This is a genomic window from Comamonas sp. F1-6 (genome assembly GCF_039581415.1).
Lineage (GTDB): Bacteria > Pseudomonadota > Gammaproteobacteria > Burkholderiales > Burkholderiaceae_C > Comamonas > Comamonas thiooxydans.
The window spans coordinates 19,855-35,947 of sequence record NZ_JBCPWN010000008.1; the positions used below are offsets into that span (position 1 = coordinate 19,855).

Annotated in this window: 15 protein-coding genes; 7 read left to right on the forward strand and 8 right to left on the reverse strand. The window is 59.8% G+C overall.

Annotated features, from left to right (window positions below):
* Positions 1–97: 97 nt before the first annotated feature.
* From leuA to AAIL66_RS10310, 5 genes are all read right to left on the reverse strand, one after another.
* Positions 98–1,771 carry a 2-isopropylmalate synthase gene (leuA, locus tag AAIL66_RS10290; protein WP_034393178.1) on the reverse strand — a complete coding sequence of 558 codons (1,674 nt, stop codon included), beginning with the start codon at positions 1,769–1,771 and terminating at the stop codon, positions 98–100.
* Between the two features lie 231 nt (positions 1,772–2,002).
* A complete protein-coding gene (gene pssA, locus AAIL66_RS10295; protein ID WP_003056635.1) occupies positions 2,003–2,872 on the reverse strand; it encodes a CDP-diacylglycerol--serine O-phosphatidyltransferase in 870 nt (289 codons plus the stop codon).
* A 199-nt stretch (positions 2,873–3,071) separates the two neighbouring features.
* The gene (gene ilvC, locus AAIL66_RS10300) at positions 3,072–4,088 is read right to left on the reverse strand and encodes a ketol-acid reductoisomerase (RefSeq protein ID WP_003056637.1); all 1,017 of its coding nucleotides are present in this window, start codon (positions 4,086–4,088) and stop codon (positions 3,072–3,074) included.
* 73 nt (positions 4,089–4,161) lie between these two features.
* Positions 4,162–4,653, reverse strand: coding sequence for an acetolactate synthase small subunit (ilvN, locus tag AAIL66_RS10305; RefSeq protein WP_003056638.1), 492 nt, complete (start codon positions 4,651–4,653; stop codon positions 4,162–4,164).
* A gap of 155 nt (positions 4,654–4,808) precedes the next feature.
* Positions 4,809–6,596: an acetolactate synthase 3 catalytic subunit gene (locus AAIL66_RS10310; protein ID WP_034383852.1), complete on the reverse strand. Its 1,788-nt coding sequence runs from the start codon at positions 6,594–6,596 to the stop codon at positions 4,809–4,811.
* A 265-nt stretch (positions 6,597–6,861) separates the two neighbouring features.
* On the opposite strand from AAIL66_RS10310, the gene AAIL66_RS10315 reads away from it, so the two are divergent.
* From AAIL66_RS10315 to AAIL66_RS10340, 6 genes are read left to right on the forward strand one after another with little or no spacing between them, the layout of a single operon-like run.
* A complete protein-coding gene (locus AAIL66_RS10315; protein ID WP_003066234.1) occupies positions 6,862–7,431 on the forward strand; it encodes an RNA polymerase sigma factor in 570 nt (189 codons plus the stop codon).
* Complete coding sequence (locus AAIL66_RS10320) at positions 7,428–7,883, forward strand: DUF3619 family protein (protein WP_034356997.1); 456 nt, start codon at positions 7,428–7,430, stop codon at positions 7,881–7,883. The genes AAIL66_RS10315 and AAIL66_RS10320 overlap by 4 nt, the downstream gene beginning before the upstream one ends.
* Before the next feature lie 22 nt (positions 7,884–7,905).
* Complete coding sequence (locus AAIL66_RS10325) at positions 7,906–8,721, forward strand: DUF3106 domain-containing protein (RefSeq protein WP_034356994.1); 816 nt, start codon at positions 7,906–7,908, stop codon at positions 8,719–8,721.
* 58 nt (positions 8,722–8,779) lie between these two features.
* A complete protein-coding gene (locus AAIL66_RS10330; protein WP_034356991.1) occupies positions 8,780–9,313 on the forward strand; it encodes an RDD family protein in 534 nt (177 codons plus the stop codon).
* An 11-nt stretch (positions 9,314–9,324) separates the two neighbouring features.
* On the forward strand, positions 9,325–9,723 hold the full coding sequence (locus tag AAIL66_RS10335; RefSeq protein WP_034356988.1) for a diacylglycerol kinase: 399 nt from the start codon (positions 9,325–9,327) through the stop codon (positions 9,721–9,723).
* Positions 9,720–10,313 carry a TIGR00730 family Rossman fold protein gene (locus AAIL66_RS10340; RefSeq protein WP_034356985.1) on the forward strand — a complete coding sequence of 198 codons (594 nt, stop codon included), beginning with the start codon at positions 9,720–9,722 and terminating at the stop codon, positions 10,311–10,313. Before AAIL66_RS10335 ends, AAIL66_RS10340 begins: the two co-directional genes overlap by 4 nt.
* Before the next feature lie 143 nt (positions 10,314–10,456).
* Here AAIL66_RS10340 and AAIL66_RS10345 read toward each other — a convergent pair whose 3' ends face one another.
* Both AAIL66_RS10345 and AAIL66_RS10350 read right to left on the reverse strand, forming a co-directional pair.
* Positions 10,457–10,795 carry a P-II family nitrogen regulator gene (locus AAIL66_RS10345; RefSeq protein ID WP_343496659.1) on the reverse strand — a complete coding sequence of 113 codons (339 nt, stop codon included), beginning with the start codon at positions 10,793–10,795 and terminating at the stop codon, positions 10,457–10,459.
* Between the two features lie 51 nt (positions 10,796–10,846).
* Complete coding sequence (locus AAIL66_RS10350; protein ID WP_343496660.1) at positions 10,847–12,493, reverse strand: NAD+ synthase; 1,647 nt, start codon at positions 12,491–12,493, stop codon at positions 10,847–10,849.
* Here AAIL66_RS10350 and AAIL66_RS10355 point away from each other — a divergent pair.
* Positions 12,492–13,853 (forward strand): GNAT family N-acetyltransferase, encoded by a 1,362-nt coding sequence (locus tag AAIL66_RS10355; RefSeq protein ID WP_343496661.1) that lies wholly within the window; start codon positions 12,492–12,494, stop codon positions 13,851–13,853. The genes AAIL66_RS10350 and AAIL66_RS10355 overlap by 2 nt on opposite strands.
* Before the next feature lie 60 nt (positions 13,854–13,913).
* On the opposite strand, the gene AAIL66_RS10360 is transcribed toward AAIL66_RS10355, so the two are convergent.
* Positions 13,914–15,683, reverse strand: coding sequence for a methyl-accepting chemotaxis protein (locus AAIL66_RS10360; RefSeq protein WP_343496662.1), 1,770 nt, complete (start codon positions 15,681–15,683; stop codon positions 13,914–13,916).
* Positions 15,684–16,093 lie beyond the last annotated feature (410 nt).

Sequence of the window (16,093 nt, forward strand, 5' to 3'; positions counted from 1 at the left end):
GACTCTCTATGTAATGGCGCCGGTAGACGCCTGTTTTGACTGGAGGATTGCCGACAAAAAAGCCGGTGCGCTTTTGGCGACACCGGCTTTGAACCTTTTATGCGGCTACCGCCTCTTCGGCGACAGCAGGGACGCGCTGCACTCCCGAGATGATGGCGCGCAACGAGGCAGAAACGATATTGGCATCGACCCCGACGCCATAGCAGACCTGAGCGTCATCCACGCGCAGCTCCACATAGGCAATCGCCTTGGCATTCGCTCCCTCGCCAATCGCATGCTCGGCATAGTTGAGCACGCGCACATTGCGGCCGACGTTAGCCGACAGCGCCTGCACGAAGGCATCAATGGGGCCCGTACCTTCGCCTTCCAAAAAATACTTTTCTCCGGCGATCTCTATGTGGGAAGTCATATTGACAACGCCATCTGCCTCGCTCAGGCGATATTGAGGAGCCTTGACAGTGTTGACCCCATATTCGCGCTGGAACAGCTCCCACAGATCCGCAGCCGACAATTCCTTGCCGCTGGCATCCATCTCGCGCTGCACGACCTGGCTGAACTCGATCTGCAGGCGGCGAGGCAGCTGAAGCCCATATTCGCTCTCGAGCAGATAGGCAATACCACCCTTGCCCGACTGGCTGTTCACGCGAATCACTGCCTCATAGCTGCGTCCCAGGTCCTTGGGATCGATGGGCAGATAAGGCATATCCCAGATATCGCCTTCCTTGTGGGCGGCGAAAGCCTTCTTGATGGCGTCCTGGTGGGAGCCGGAGAAGGAGGTGTAGACCAAGTCACCCACGTAAGGGTGACGAGGATGCACGGGCAACTGGTTGCAATGCTCAACCGTTGCGCGGATATCGTCGATGTCGGAGAAATCCAGGCCGGGGTTCACGCCCTGGATATACATATTGAGCGCCACATTCACCACGTCCAGATTGCCGGTGCGCTCGCCGTTGCCGAACAGGCAACCTTCCAGGCGGTCCGCGCCGGCCATCAGGGACAGCTCGGCAGCCGCCGTTCCCGTGCCGCGGTCGTTATGCGGATGGACCGAGATCACCACGCTGTCACGGCGCTTGATGTTGCGATGCGTCCACTCCACCATGTCGGCAAAGATATTAGGCGTTGAGTGCTCCACGGTGGTGGGCAGATTGATGATGCACTTGTTCTCGGGCGTGGGCTGCCAGACGTCGGTGACGGCGTCTATCACGCGCTTGGAGAACTCCAGCTCGGTGTCCGAATACATTTCGGGCGAGTACTGGAAGGTCCATTTGGTGTTGGGGTGCTGGGCCGCGATGTCCTTGAACATCTGGGCATTGGTCACAGCCAATTCCACAATCTCGTCTTCAGTCATGTTCAGCACCACGCGGCGCATCACGGGAGCCGTGGCGTTGTAGAGGTGGACGATGGCGCGGGGCACACCTTCGAGCGCTTCGAAGGTGCGGCGAATCAGGTGCTCACGCGCCTGGGTCAGCACCTGCACGGTCACGTCGTCGGGAATGCGGTTTTCCTCGATGAGCTTGCGCATGAAGTCGAACTCGATCTGCGAGGCCGAAGGAAAGCCGACTTCAATTTCCTTGAAACCGATCTTCACCAGTTGCTCGAACATGCGCACCTTGCGCTCGATGTCCATGGGCTCGATCAGGGCCTGGTTGCCGTCACGCAGATCCACGCTGCACCAGACCGGGGGCTTGGTGATGACCGCGTCGGGCCAGGTGCGATCGGTCAGACGCACGGGGGCGAAAGCGCGGTATTTGGTGGAAGGGTTTTGCAACATGGTGAGTCTCTTTAGTCGAAATTAGAGGAAATTGAACCCAGCTCCAGCGACGCCCAAAAGCAAAAACGGCCCGTCGCTGATGCTACGGGCCGCCAAGTAGGGTGTGTTTGTACGCGCGCGCTACTTTCTCTGCCCGTTGGACATTAGTAGTAGAGCTAGCGACAGGTTTTGCATGCGGCTCACTTTAACACAAGAAAAGTTGACAGGGCCAGGATTTTTTGGGGCCGCGCTTCAATCGTCGTGCAGACCACGCTCATCGGGCTCGTCCTTGGAGGTCGCCACAATGCTGACCTGCTCACCCTTGGCACGGCGCCAGACATAGATCACATAGCCCGAGACCGAGTAGCCGACAAACACCAGGAAGAGCATGGTTGCAGGCTCGATGCTGACCACGGCCATCAGCAGGGCCACCACCACCAGCGAGACGAACGGCATGCTCTTGGCGCCGCCGATGTCCTTGAAGCTGTAATAGGGAATATTGGTGACCATGGTCAGACCTGCGAACAGCGTGATGGCGAACATGATCCAGGAGAGATCGGCCCTGTCCGTGGGATAGCCGCCAAACCAGGAAATCACATCGCCGAAGATGGGTACATCACGATGGGAAACCATCAGCGCACTGGTCAGCCAGATAAAGCCCGCCACCAGGGCCGCAGCCGCAGGCGAAGGCATGCCCTGGAAATAGCGCTTGTCCACCACGGCCGTATTCACGTTGAAGCGCGCCAGGCGCAATGCGGCGCAGGCGCAATACACAAAGGCGGCAATCCAGCCCCAGCGCCCCAGGGGACGCAAGGCCCATTCATAAGCAATCAGCGCGGGCGCGGCACCGAAGGACACCATGTCGGAGAGCGAGTCCATCTGCTCACCGAACGCGCTTTGCGTGTGCGTCATGCGCGCCACGCGACCGTCAAGACTGTCGAGCACCATGGCGCAGAAAACGCCCACGGCCGCCAGCTCGAACTTGTTGTTCATGGCCATGACGATGGCGTAGAAACCGCCAAACAGCGCTGCCAGCGTGAACAGATTGGGCAGCACATAAATGCCTTTGCGCGGCTTGCGCGGCATTCCACTCAGATCGGCAGAATCATTGCTGTTTTGCATCAAACAGACCTCCAGTGCTTGCATGTCAACTGCATGCAGCTATTAAAACGATAGTATTTCAAGCATGGCCATCATGGCCATGTCCCTGCCACCAGTGTACCCGCCACACAGATCGCATCCGGAATGAAAAAAGGCCACCTCAAAGGTGGCCTCTTGCCCAAGCGCAGTCATCCGGCTCGCGCCGAATGACCTGCCTGCATTAGTTGCGGGTCTGGTCGACCAGCTTGTTCTTGGAGATCCAGGGCATCATGGAGCGCAGCTGGCCGCCCACTTGCTCGATGGCATGGTCGGCGTTCTGGCGACGACGGGCAGTCATCGAAGGATAGTTCAAACGACCTTCGCTGATGAACATCTTGGCGTATTCACCGCTCTGGATGCGCTTGAGGGCGTTGCGCATGGCCTTGCGGGATTCTTCGTTGATGACTTCGGGGCCGGTCACGTACTCGCCATACTCCGCGTTGTTGGAGATGGAGTAGTTCATGTTGGCGATGCCGCCTTCATACATCAGGTCAACGATCAGCTTGAGCTCGTGCAGGCACTCGAAGTAAGCCATTTCGGGAGCGTAGCCAGCTTCGGTCAGCGTCTCGAAGCCCATCTTCACCAGTTCCACGGCACCGCCGCACAGCACGGCCTGCTCGCCGAACAGGTCGGTCTCGGTTTCTTCCTTGAAGTTGGTTTCGATGATGCCACCCTTGCCGCCGCCGTTGGCGGAAGCATAGGACAGGGCCACGTCACGGGCCTTGCCGGACTTGTCCTGGTAGATGGCGATCAGGGAAGGCACGCCGCCGCCCTTCAGGTATTCGGAGCGCACGGTGTGGCCGGGGCCCTTGGGGGCGACCATGATCACATCCAGATCGGCGCGGGGCACGACCTGGTTGTAGTGCACGTTGAAGCCGTGAGCGAAAGCCAGGGTAGCGCCGGACTTGATGTTGGGCTCGACGTTGTTCTTGTACACCTCGGGGATGTTCTCGTCGGGCAGCAGGATCATGACCACGTCGGCAGCCTTCACCGCGTCGTTCACTTCCATCACGGTCAGACCGGCCTTGCCGACCTTGTCCCAGGAAGAGCCGCCCTTGCGCAGACCGACCACAACCTTCACGCCGCTGTCGTTCAGGTTTTGAGCATGTGCGTGGCCTTGGCTGCCGTAGCCGATGATGGCAACAGTCTTGCCCTTGATCAGGCTCAGGTCACAGTCCTTGTCGTAGAAAACTTTCATGATGGCTCCAGGTCTCTTATCTTGAGGGGGTTAAAAAGGTTTGTTCAGATTCAAAAGTGGTGCAACGCAGCCATTAGACACGCAGAATGCGTTCGCCACGACCAATACCCGAGGCGCCTGTGCGAACGGTCTCAAGGATGGCAGTGCGATCAATGGCTTGCAGGAAGGCGTCGTTCTTGGACTGGTCGCCGGTCAGCTCCACGGTGTAGCTCTTCTCGGTCACGTCGATGATGCGACCGCGGAAGATGTCCGCCATGCGCTTCATTTCCTCGCGTTCCTTGCCCACGGCACGCACCTTGACCATCATCAGCTCGCGCTCGGTGTAGGCACCTTCGGTCAGGTCCACCACTTTAACCACTTCAATCAGTCGATTCAGGTGCTTTGTGATTTGCTCAATCACATCGTCCGAGCCCGTGGTGAGGATGGTCATGCGCGACAGCGAGGGGTCCTCAGTCGGTGCGACAGTCAGGGATTCGATGTTGTAGCCACGGGCGGAAAACAGGCCCACGACGCGCGACAGTGCTCCAGGCTCGTTCTCGAGCAGCACGGCAATAATGTGTTTCATTGGGAGATTCCTCTTTTCGCCGCCCTCCCCTGACACCGGTAAGTGCCAGGCTCGGCGGACAATAGATTCGTCAAAAAATGCTATTTAAAATATAGCTGCTTGTGCTTGATATGTAAGTGCTTGAGGCCGATTTTTTCAAAACCGGCTACCCGGCATCACAGATCGTCGGCGCCCAGCAGCATTTCCGTGATGCCACGGCCGGCTTGCACCATGGGGAACACGTTCTCGGTCGGATCGGTGCGGAAGTCCAGGAAGACCGTCTTGCTTTCCTCGCGCACGATACGGCGCGCCTCGCGCAGCGCAGCCTCGACATCGGCAGGCTTCTCGATCAGCAGGCCACGATGGCCAAAGGCCTCGGCCAGCTTCACGAAGTCGGGCAGCGAATCCATATAGCTGCTTGAGTAGCGACCCGAGTATTCAATTTCCTGCCACTGGCGCACCATACCCAGGAAGCGGTTGTTCAGCGCACAGATGACCACCGGGGTGTTGTACTGCTTGCAGGTGGCCAGCTCCTGGATATTCATCTGGATCGAGCCTTCGCCCGTGATGCAGAAGACTTCGGAGTCGGGCTTGGCCAGCTTGATGCCCATGGCGTAAGGCAGGCCCACGCCCATGGTGCCCAGACCGCCGGAGTTGATCCAGCGACGGGGTTCATCGAAGCGGTAATACTGCGCCGCCCACATCTGGTGCTGGCCCACATCGGAGGTGATGTAGGCGTCGGCATCCTTGGTCATGTTCCACAGCGTGTCGACCACGTACTGGGGCTTGATGACTTCGGTGTTGGACTTGTCGTAGCTCAGGCAGTCGCGGCTGCGCCAGCCTTCGATGGTGCTCCACCATTGGCCCAAAGCCGCCTCATCGGGGCGCTGTGCCGACTCGCGCAGCATGGCGATCAGCTCGTTGAGCACGTCCTTGACATCGCCCACGATAGGCACATCCACCTTCACGCGCTTGGAGATGGAGGAAGGATCGATGTCGATATGGATGATCTTGCGCTCCACCGACATGAAATGCTTGGGATTGCCGATCACGCGATCGTCAAAGCGCGCACCCACGGCCAGCAGCACATCGCAGTTCTGCATGGCATTGTTGGCTTCGATGGTGCCGTGCATGCCCAGCATGCCCAGGAACTTCTTGTCGCTGGCCGGGTAGGCGCCCAGGCCCATCAGCGTATTCGTGACCGGGTAGCCCAGCATGTCCACCAGCTGACGCAGCTCGTTGCAGGCATTGCCCAGCAGCACGCCGCCGCCGGTGTAGATATAAGGGCGCTTGGCCGTCAGCAGCAGCTGCAAGGCCTTGCGGATCTGGCCTGCATGTCCCTTTTTGACGGGGTTGTACGAGCGCATTTCCACTTTTTCAGGATAGCCCGTGTACAGCGCCTTCTTGAAGGACACATCCTTGGGAATATCCACCACCACAGGGCCGGGACGGCCGGTGCGGGCGATGTGGAAAGCCTTTTTCATGGTCTCGGCCAGCTCGCGCACATCCTTGACCAGGAAGTTGTGCTTGACGATGGGACGCGTGATGCCCACTGTGTCGCACTCTTGAAACGCGTCGGTACCGATGTAATTGGTCGATGTCTGACCCGCAATCACCACCATGGGGATGGAGTCGGTATAGGCGGTGGCAATGCCCGTTACCGCATTGGTCAGGCCGGGGCCGGAAGTCACCAGCGCCACGCCCACCTCACCGGTGGCACGCGCAAAACCGTCGGCTGCATGCACGGCCGCCTGCTCGTGGCGCACCAGCACATGCTGAATGCTGTCCTGCTTGTAGAGCGCGTCGTAAATATAGAGAACTGCCCCGCCAGGGTAACCCCACAGGTGCTTGACACCTTCAGCCTGAAGAGACTTGATGAGGATTTCGGAGCCCATCAATTCCTGGGCGCTCTTGGGGGATGATGCGGCGGCTGCAGAGGCCAGCTCGGCTTTGGAGATTTCCATGATCAACCTTTGTGAATTTCTCTAACGAAAAACCTTCGGTGCCCTTAGCCTGAAGCCCTTGTGAGGCCGGTTTAGGACTTAAGACCACATGCCATGGACGTTTGTGTATACGCCGGACCGTGATCCGTTTGCTTCTTTAAGTTGAAGATCATTATCGCACTGCAACAAGACCTTCAAATGCAGTACACAAAAAAACATCATCGGATGCGATAATCTGCCGCTTTCGCCACTACCTAACTCCCGCTTTCTCCAGGGTTACTCTCTCTTGGCCACAGAACAAGAACTGTCTGCATTCCTCAAAGACGTTGAAAAGCGCGCCTTCAAACGCAGCGTTTTCCATGTCCGCGACGAGGAGGCCGCCCTGGATATCGTGCAGGACAGCATGCTCAAACTGGCCCAGCACTATGGGGACAAACCGGTCAATGAACTGCCCATGCTGTTCCAGCGCATTCTGTCGAACAGCACTCTTGACTGGTTTCGCCGCCAGAAGACCCAGAAAGCCGTTTTCACTCACTTCAGCGACCTGGAGTCTTCCGTAGACGGGGACAGCGACTTCGACTGGCTGGAAACCTATGCCACCAACAGCGACGAATCCGCCGCCAGCAACGCCGAGAGCCTGACCGAACGCAAGCAGACACTGCAAAGCATAGAAAAAGAGATACAGGAGCTGCCTGCGCGTCAACGCGAGGCCTTTCTCATGCGTTACTGGGAAGAGATGGATGTCGCAGAGACTGCTGCCGCCATGGGTTGCTCTGAAGGCAGCGTCAAAACCCATTGTTTCCGCGCCATTCAAACATTGAGCAAGGCACTCAAGGCCAAAGGAATCGAGTTATGAAATCCGCGCCCACCCTCCGGCAAGAACAGACCGCCGACCGCATCGCCCGTCAAATCACTGCCCGCCTGAGCGAGGGCGAAGCCTTGCTCCCTTACGAAATTACCGAACGCCTGCGCGCCTCCCGCGAGCAAGCCGTGTCCATACGTCGCCGCGAAGCGTCTGTACTGCGCGTTCAGACCAGTACTGCAGCATCTGCCCAGGGCAGTACCCTGACACTGGGCAACCCCGACGAGGGTAACGGCTGGTGGCGCACCCTGGTCTCGGCCATCCCCGTTTTTGCACTCATTGCGGGCCTGGTAATCTACAACTCCGACACCGAACAAAGTATGCTAAGCGAAGTCACCGAGGTCGATACAGCCTTGCTGACCGATGATCTGCCCCCTGCTGCCTACTCTGACCCTGGCTTCATCCAGTACCTCAAGACCTCGGCAGCCACCCCATCAGAACACTAAACAGCCTGCCACCTCTGCCTTGATGCCCACTGAGAAGCGCTCCCTCCTGAAACCCGACAACACCGCCGCCATCATGGCGGCGCTGTTGTTGGTGGCCTTGAGCTGGACAGGATGGAATGTCGTACAGCAAGTCAGGCTGGCACCCAGCTCCGTCCCCCCCGCCACGGTAGCTGCATCCAGATCCATGCATGCAGACCCGTCCACGCGCCAGAGAGCCTCGGCGCAGGCCTCGGGTCCACGCTGGGGCGAACTCAGCAGCCACCAGCGCGAGATTCTGCAGCCGCTGCAAGAGCGCTGGGCCATGATCGGCTCGGTGCAGAAGCGCCGCTGGATTGCCCTGGCGGATGGCTTTGACAAACTCAGCGAGCGCGAACAGCAAAAGCTTCATGACCGCATGGAAGCCTGGTCCGGCCTGAGTGCTGCCCAGCGCAACCAGGCCCGGCTGAATTTCGCCATTACCAACAAGCTCGCGACTGACAAGCAAGCCCAGTGGGAGGCCTACCAGGCTCTGAGCGATGAAGAAAAGCGACTGCTGGCCGCCCGCGCCACTCCCAAGGTGGTAAGCGCCGCACCGGCCATCAAGCCCGTGCCTTCCAAGAAGCTGGCGCGCATTCCTGCTGCCACGGCCTCCCCCAATACGGTGCCGAATCTGCCCAAGATTCCACCCGCAACCATTCATCACCCACCACCGCCCGTGCCCGCAACACCAGCCATGGTGGAGACGCACCCCATCCGTACGCCCTCGGTGATTGTGGAGACGGCTCCCGTGGACATTCCTCGCGCCACCCCGATCACCCTGCCTCCGCTGGATGCGCCAAGTCAAGACGCGCACCAATGACAGTGTCGGTGCGGCAACCGAGCGCCAAGCCCGCTGACCTGAGCCCTACAATGCCCTCATGCAGCAAGACACCCGGCCGGCAGCCTCATCGACTCCTGACTTCATAGCACCAAGCCTGCGTCGCCGCATGGCTTGCTGGCTTTATGAAGGCATGCTTTTGTTTGGCGTGGTGTTCATCGCCGGCTATTTGTTCGGAACGTTGTCTCAGACGCGCAATGCACTCGACAATCGGCATCTGCTGCAGGCCTTCATGCTGGTGGTGCTGGGGATCTACTTTGTCTGGTTCTGGAGCAAGGGCCAGACGCTGGCCATGAAGACCTGGCATATCCGCGTGGTCGATACCCAAGGTCGGCCCCTGACGCAAACCCGCGCCCTGCTGCGTTACGCAGCCAGCTGGATGTGGTGGCTGCCACCGCTGGCCCTGCTCTACCCGTTGGGCCTGCCGCCACTGGAGGTTCTGGTGCTGCTCATGGGCTGGATTCTGATCTGGGCGCTGCTGAGCCGCTTTCACCCCAGAAAGCAGTTCTGGCACGACGCCTGGGCCGGCACCCAGCTGGTGCATCAGGCCCCCACTCCCAAACGCATCCGCTGACCCGCCCCTCCATGAGTACCTCCTCACCCGACCCCGTCAACCCGCAAAAAAGCCGTACCGGACTGTCCCGGGTGCTACATGCCGGCGGCTACTCACTGGCTGGCCTCAAGGCCGGCTGGCATGAAAAAGCATTCCAGCAAGAAGCAATCTGTGCTGCCGTCATGATTCCTCTGGCGCTCTGGCTGGGCCAGAGCTGGGAGCAGACAGCGCTGCTGGCCGGCACCGTCATCCTGGTGCTCATTGTGGAATTGCTCAATACCGGCATAGAGGCAGCCATAGACCGTATTGGGCCCGAATGGCACGAGCTGTCCAAGAAAGCCAAGGACATGGGCAGCGCTGCTGTATTTCTGGCCCTGTGCCTTTGCGGAGCCGTCTGGGCTGCCGCTCTTTATCACCGTTTCATCGTATGACTCAACCCGCTTTTTCCATTTGCGTGTACTGCGGCTCACGCCCCGGCACCAACCCTCAATTCACCGAAGTCGCCAAGGCCGTGGGCCAATGGATAGGCTCGCGCGGCGGCCAGCTGGTCTATGGCGGTGGACGCAGCGGCCTGATGGGCGTGGTGGCCGAAGCCACGCAACAAGCTGGCGGCCGTGTCGTCGGCATCATCCCTCAGGCACTGGTCGACAAGGAGCTGGCCAACCAGGCCTGCGACGAACTGCACATCGTCAAGAACATGCACGAACGCAAGGCCATGATGGCCGAGCGCAGCGATGCCTTCGTGGCCCTGCCCGGCGGCATCGGCACGTTTGAGGAGCTGTTCGAAGTCTGGACCTGGCGACAGCTGGGCTACCACGACAAGCCCGTCGGCATTCTCAATGTGGATGGCTATTACGACGCCATGCTGCAGTTTCTTCAGTCCTGCGTGGGCAACGGCTTCATGGGCGAGTGGCAGATGGGCCTGGTCGAAAGCAGCAGCGACACCTCGGCCCTGCTGCAAAATCTCGTCCAGAATGCCGGCAGCCAGCTGGATACACCGCCTCTGCGCTCGGTAATCTGAGCCCTGAAAAACACTGCAGGGCGTCATCCGTCGGCCCGTAGCGCTGCCGACAGTGCGCACACCCGGCCCCAGACCATGAAAAAAGCCAGACTCAAGGTCTGGCTTTTTGCCTGGGGCGCATGACTGGGGCGTGACATGGCGACTTAGACAGCCGTGTCGTCCAGCTCACCCGTACGGATGCGCACCACGCGCTCCACGGGGGTGATGAAGATCTTGCCGTCACCAATCTTGCCGGTGCGCGCGACGTTGACGACAGCATCCACGCAGTGGTCCACGTCTTCATCTCGCACCACGACTTCGATCTTCACCTTGGGCAGAAAATCCACCACATACTCCGCGCCACGATAGAGCTCGGTATGGCCTTTCTGGCGGCCAAAACCCTTGACTTCGGTCACGGTCAGACCATTCACCCCACACTCGGCCAGGGCCTCGCGCACTTCCTCGAGCTTGAAGGGCTTGATGACGGCGGTAATCATTTTCATGGGGCTAGTTCCTCAATGGATTGAAATCGGCAAAACACCGGAGGCAGAACCTCAGGCGCGAAATTTGTTGGTGATGGGGTAGCGCCAGTCCTTGCCAAAGCTGCGCATTGTCAGACGTGGACCGACCGGCGCCTGGCGACGCTTGTACTCGTTGATTTGTATCAGACGCGTGACCCGCTCCACATCCGCAGGCGCAAAACCCTCGGCGACGATGGAGCTTATGCTCTCGTTGTTTTCCATGTAACGGGACACGATGGCATCCAGCACCTCGTAGTCCGGCAGGCTGTCCTGATCCTTCTGATCGGGGCGCAGCTCGGCGCTGGGCGGACGCGTGATGATGCGCTCGGGAATGGGATCGAGCCCCGTGCCGAAGGGATCGTTGGCATTGCGCCAGCGTGCCAGCGCAAACACCTCGGTCTTGAACACATCCTTGATGACGGCAAAACCGCCGGCCATGTCGCCGTACAGCGTGCAGTAGCCGGTGGACATCTCGCTCTTGTTGCCCGTGGTCAGCACGATGGAGCCAAACTTGTTGCTCATGGCCATCAGCAGGGTGCCGCGAATACGGGCTTGCAGGTTTTCCTCGGTCGTGTCTTCGGCGCGTCCGGCAAAAGTGCCAGCCAGCGCTGCCTTGAATGCTTCGAACTGCGGCGCGATATCGATCTCTTCGTGCTGCACGCCCACGCGCTCGGACATTTCGCGCGCATCAAGCCAGCTGATATCGGCCGTATAGGGCGAAGGCATCATGACCGTGCGCACCTTGTCCGCACCCAGCGCATCCACGGCAATGGCCAGCACCAGGGCCGAATCCATGCCGCCCGACAGGCCGATAAGCGCACCCGGAAAACGGTTCTTGCCCACATAGTCGCGCACGGACAGCACCAGCGCCGACCAAAGCGCATGATGGTGGTTCAGCTGGGGCTTGACTTGCCCCATCAGCTTCACGCGCCCATCCACCAGCTGCGCAGCCATCATGGGCAGCTCTTCCTCGAAGGCCGCCGCACGCGCCGCCACCTGACCGCTGACGTCCACCGCAAACGAGCAGCCGTCGAACACGACCTCGTCCTGGCCGCCCACCAGATGGGCATAGACCAGGGGAACCGCATTTTCCATGGCGCGCTGCGCAATCACCGCCTCGCGCTCGGAGGGTTTGCCGCTATGGAACGGCGAGGCATTGATGACGGCCAGCAACTGGGCGCCTGCGGCCACGGCCGCCCGCGCAGGGCCGGCATGCCAGGCGTCTTCGCAAATCAGCAGTCCGACCTGGATCCCATCCAGCTCGAAGACACAGCTTTCCTCACCGGCCGCAAAGTAGCGCTGTTCGTCGAACACGCCAAAGTTGGGCAGCAGTTGCTTGAAATAGCGCGCAATCTGCTGACCATCGCGCAGCACGCTGGCAGCGTTGAACAGTTTCTCACCTTGCTCATCGCGCTGCGGGTGACCGATGACCAGCGCCAGCCCCGGCCATTGGGCACTGGCTTGCTGCAACTGCTGCAGGGCCGCATCGCAGGCTTCCAAAAATGCCGGACGCAGATACAGGTCCTCAGCCGCGTAGCCACACAGGGCAAGCTCGGGCGTGAGCAGCAGGCGGGCACCGTTGGCATAAGCTTCAGCAGCAGCGGCGATGATTTTCTGGACATTGCCAGAGAGGTCTCCCACAACAAAATTGCGTTGGGCACAGCAAATGGAAAGCGTCATGAAAAGCAAGCTAGGCGGTGAGGCCACCAGCCCCCGCGACAATCAGGGCATGGCCGAAAACAAGATTATCACTCGCGTGCTTGCCAGCGTGCAGCAGCTGGACGCACAAACCTGGAATGTGCTGCTGGCCTCTCAATCCACGCCCACGCCCTTCATGCGCCACGAATACCTGGCAGCCATGGAGCAAAGCGGCAGCGCCACGCCCGATACCGGCTGGATCGCCCGGGTCATCACCGTCTGGGACGGCGATGAGCTGCTGGCGGCCTGCCCCCTCTATATCAAGACCCACTCCTACGGCGAATATGTGTTTGACTGGGCCTGGGCGCGCGCCTATCAGCAGCATGGCCTGCCTTACTACCCCAAGGGATTGCTGGCCGTCCCCTTCACGCCCGTGCCAGGCTCCCGCCTGCTGGCACGCAGCCAGGCACTGCGCGTGGCGCTGGTGCATGCCGTCCAGGCCTGGGCAGCCGAGCAGCAACTGTCATCGCTGCACCTGCTGTTTGGCGATGCCGACGATCTTGCTGCCTGCGCCGCAGCCGGCTGGATGCAGCGCAGCACGGTGCAGTTTCACTGGACGAACACGCCGCCCGCGCTCCCTGCGGCGAGCACCACACTGCCCGTAGAGGCAGAGCACGCCAGCATGCAGACCTGCGCCGGCACTGCGACAACACCGTCCCGCTGGAAGGACTTCGACGACTTCCTGGGCTCTCTGAACCAGGAAAAGCGCAAGAAAATCCGCCAGGAGCGGCGCAAGATACGCGAAGCCGGCGTGAGCTTCAAAGCCATGCAGGGTAGCGACATCGGTGCGCAGGACTGGTCCTTCTTCTACCGCTGCTATGAGCGCACCTACCTGGAGCATGGCAACCCGCCGTATCTGACACCGGAGTTCTTTGCCTCCATGGCCTCGGCCATGCCCGAGAACTGGGTGATGTTCATCGCCGAGCGCGACGGACAGTCTGTAGCCTCAAGTTTGATAGCTATTAACGCTTTGCAATCAACGGTTTCAGCATCAAAACCATTGTTTTTTGAGGATAGACAGGCGCAAGCAGCTATCAATAACAAGGTCGCCTATGGCCGCTACTGGGGCGCTCTGGAACGGATCGACAGCTTGCATTTCGAAGCCTGCTACTACCAGCCCATCGAATGGTGCATCGCCAACGGCTTTGCCCGCTTCGAGGGCGGCGCCCAGGGCGAGCACAAGATGGCCCGCGCGCTGCTGCCCGTGGAAACACCGAGCGCCCATTGGGTGGCCCATCCCGCTTTTGCCGATGCCATCGAGCGTTTCCTGCAGCGTGAGAGCGAAGGCATGGCTCAATATGTGGAAGAGCTGCAATCCCATAGTCCACTGCGCAAGGCCTGAAGGTGGAGACAAAAAAAGGCCGCTTTGCAGCGGCCTTGAAGCTCAGACTCCAGGAGACATTCAGAAGGTTTCCCAGTCATCCTCATCCAGCGAGGACTTTTGCGCATTGCGGGTAGGAGCGGATTCGCCAGCAACAGCGCCCCCCATCAAAGAGCGCGGGGCTGCCGGCATGGGGGCAGGACGGGGGGCCACACGACGGACAGCTGCCTGACGCGCCGGGGTGGCAGCGGCGACCACGGCCGGCGCCGCTGCACGGGCTGCAGCCTTGGGTGCCTGGTCATAAAGCGCACTGGCAGGTAGCTGGAAAACCGCCACAGCCTGAACCAGATCCTGCGCCTGCTTGCGCAGCGCACCAGCGGCTGCAGCACTTTCCTCCACCAGCGCCGCGTTTTGCTGCGTCGTCTGATCCATCTGCGTCACCGCCTCGCCAACCTGGGCCACACCCTGGCTCTGCTCCTGGCTGGCGGCACTGATCTCGGCCATCAAATCCGTCACCCGGCTGATCGCCGACACGATGTCGGCCATGGTGGCACCGGCCTTGTCCACCAGCTGCGTGCCCTGCTCCACCCGCTGCACGCTGGTGCTGATCAAGGCCTTGATTTCCTTGGCAGCTTCGGCACTGCGCTGGGCCAGGGTACGCACCTCGCCCGCCACCACGGCAAAACCACGGCCCTGCTCACCGGCGCGCGCTGCTTCCACGGCCGCATTCAGCGCCAGAATATTGGTCTGGAAGGCGATGGAGTCGATGACGGTGATGATGTCGGCAATCTGCTGGCTGCTGTTGTTGATGCCCTTCATGGTTTCCACCACTTCGGCCACCACGGCACCGCCATGCGCTGCCACCTGGGAAGCATTCACCGCCATCTGATTGGCGGCACGGGCGTTGTCGGCGTTCTGGCGCACGGTAGAGCCCAGCTGCTCCATGGAGGCGGCGGTTTCCTCCAGCGCACTGGCCTGCTCCTCGGTGCGACCGGAGAGATCAGCATTGCCCGAGGCAATCTGCGAACTGGCCGAGGCCACGCCTTCCGCGTTCTGGCGTACCGAGCGCACGGTCTGCACCAGACTGCTTTGCATACGCTCCAGGGCGCTAAGCAAGCGGCCTGTTTCGTCCTCTCGCTCCACGCGGATGACGCCGCTCAGATCCCCATTGGCCACACGGTCCGCGGCCTGCACCGCCTGCTCCAGCGGCGCACGGATGGAACGCACCAGCCAGATGCCTGCCCCTGCAGCCACCAGCACCGCAATCAAGGCAGCCAAGGCAAGCATGCTCACAGCCCGGTCGTAAACCCTCTCCGAAGCCAGAGTCTCGCCCTTGGCCACATCGCTGTTGAACTTGATCAGCTTTTGCAGGGTCGCCGAAGACTGTTCATAGAGCTTGAGAGATTCGCCTCCCAGCAGTTGCTTGGCCTGCTCTTTATCGCCTCGACGCGAAATTTCGAACAGTTGCTTGTTCAACTCCACATAATGCTCTCTCTCGCGCAGGAACTGCGTGTAGAACTCGCGCTCCTCGGCAGTGACAATCAAAGGTTCATAGAGCTTTTTTGCCTCCGCCAGGTGTTTCTGCAATTGCTCGAATTGAGCTTCCACCTGAGCCATATAGCCGGTCTCGTCATTATTGACATGCCGCAACTCGAGCAAGCGGGTGCGCGCCAGGTCGGTATTGAGTGTATTGATCACTTCCACACTGGGCAGGGCATTGCCGGTGATGGTTTCAGCACTGGAGCGCATGGAGCGCAGCTGCAGCAATGCCATGGCAACCACCACGACCAGCAGCAAGACCAGAACCCCGAACGTACCGAGAATCCGCGTGGAGATTTTGATGCTTTTCATTGATTGCACCTCCCTCTATTACCAATTAGTTTTTATAAATACTTCTTTTGAATCCATGCCCACGAAGCGCAAGGATTCAATGTTTCTGCTCGATCGGGAAATATCTCTCTGAGCGGCATACCAGAGATGGAATGGTCCTTGATACCGGTTTATATGTTTTCAATTGTTTCCAGTTTCATATTCCTTGCCTATCTTCACGAGCCTACAGTCATGTAGGCAGTCACTTACGCCGCACTTGAGTTACTGAAAGTTACCAATCAGTGACAACAGAGATTCTCGATGCCATGGCAACCTACATAGCCTTGAAAAAGCATCAAGCCACCCCTCTTCTTGATCAATATCAAGACAGTTTGAGGAAAGCTTGTAAAAAAACCCGACAGCATTCGCTATCGGGGTTTTGAGACGGAAGC

Bases quoted from the DNA above. Each gene is read 5' to 3' on its own strand.
- leuA (WP_034393178.1), bottom strand. From the start codon at position 1,771: ATGTTGCAAAACCCTTCCACCAAATACCGCGCTTTCGCCCCCGTGCGT.
- pssA (WP_003056635.1), bottom strand. From the start codon at position 2,872: ATGCAAAACAGCAATGATTCTGCCGATCTGAGTGGAATGCCGCGCAAG.
- ilvC (WP_003056637.1), bottom strand. From the start codon at position 4,088: ATGAAAGTTTTCTACGACAAGGACTGTGACCTGAGCCTGATCAAGGGC.
- ilvN (WP_003056638.1), bottom strand. From the start codon at position 4,653: ATGAAACACATTATTGCCGTGCTGCTCGAGAACGAGCCTGGAGCACTG.
- AAIL66_RS10310 (WP_034383852.1), bottom strand. From the start codon at position 6,596: ATGGAAATCTCCAAAGCCGAGCTGGCCTCTGCAGCCGCCGCATCATCC.
- AAIL66_RS10320 (WP_034356997.1), top strand. From the start codon at position 7,428: ATGAAATCCGCGCCCACCCTCCGGCAAGAACAGACCGCCGACCGCATC.
- AAIL66_RS10325 (WP_034356994.1), top strand. From the start codon at position 7,906: ATGCCCACTGAGAAGCGCTCCCTCCTGAAACCCGACAACACCGCCGCC.
- AAIL66_RS10330 (WP_034356991.1), top strand. From the start codon at position 8,780: ATGCAGCAAGACACCCGGCCGGCAGCCTCATCGACTCCTGACTTCATA.
- AAIL66_RS10335 (WP_034356988.1), top strand. From the start codon at position 9,325: ATGAGTACCTCCTCACCCGACCCCGTCAACCCGCAAAAAAGCCGTACC.
- AAIL66_RS10340 (WP_034356985.1), top strand. From the start codon at position 9,720: ATGACTCAACCCGCTTTTTCCATTTGCGTGTACTGCGGCTCACGCCCC.
- AAIL66_RS10345 (WP_343496659.1), bottom strand. From the start codon at position 10,795: ATGAAAATGATTACCGCCGTCATCAAGCCCTTCAAGCTCGAGGAAGTG.
- AAIL66_RS10355 (WP_343496661.1), top strand. From the start codon at position 12,492: ATGAAAAGCAAGCTAGGCGGTGAGGCCACCAGCCCCCGCGACAATCAG.
- AAIL66_RS10350 (WP_343496660.1), bottom strand. From the start codon at position 12,493: ATGACGCTTTCCATTTGCTGTGCCCAACGCAATTTTGTTGTGGGAGAC.
- AAIL66_RS10360 (WP_343496662.1), bottom strand. From the start codon at position 15,683: ATGAAAAGCATCAAAATCTCCACGCGGATTCTCGGTACGTTCGGGGTT.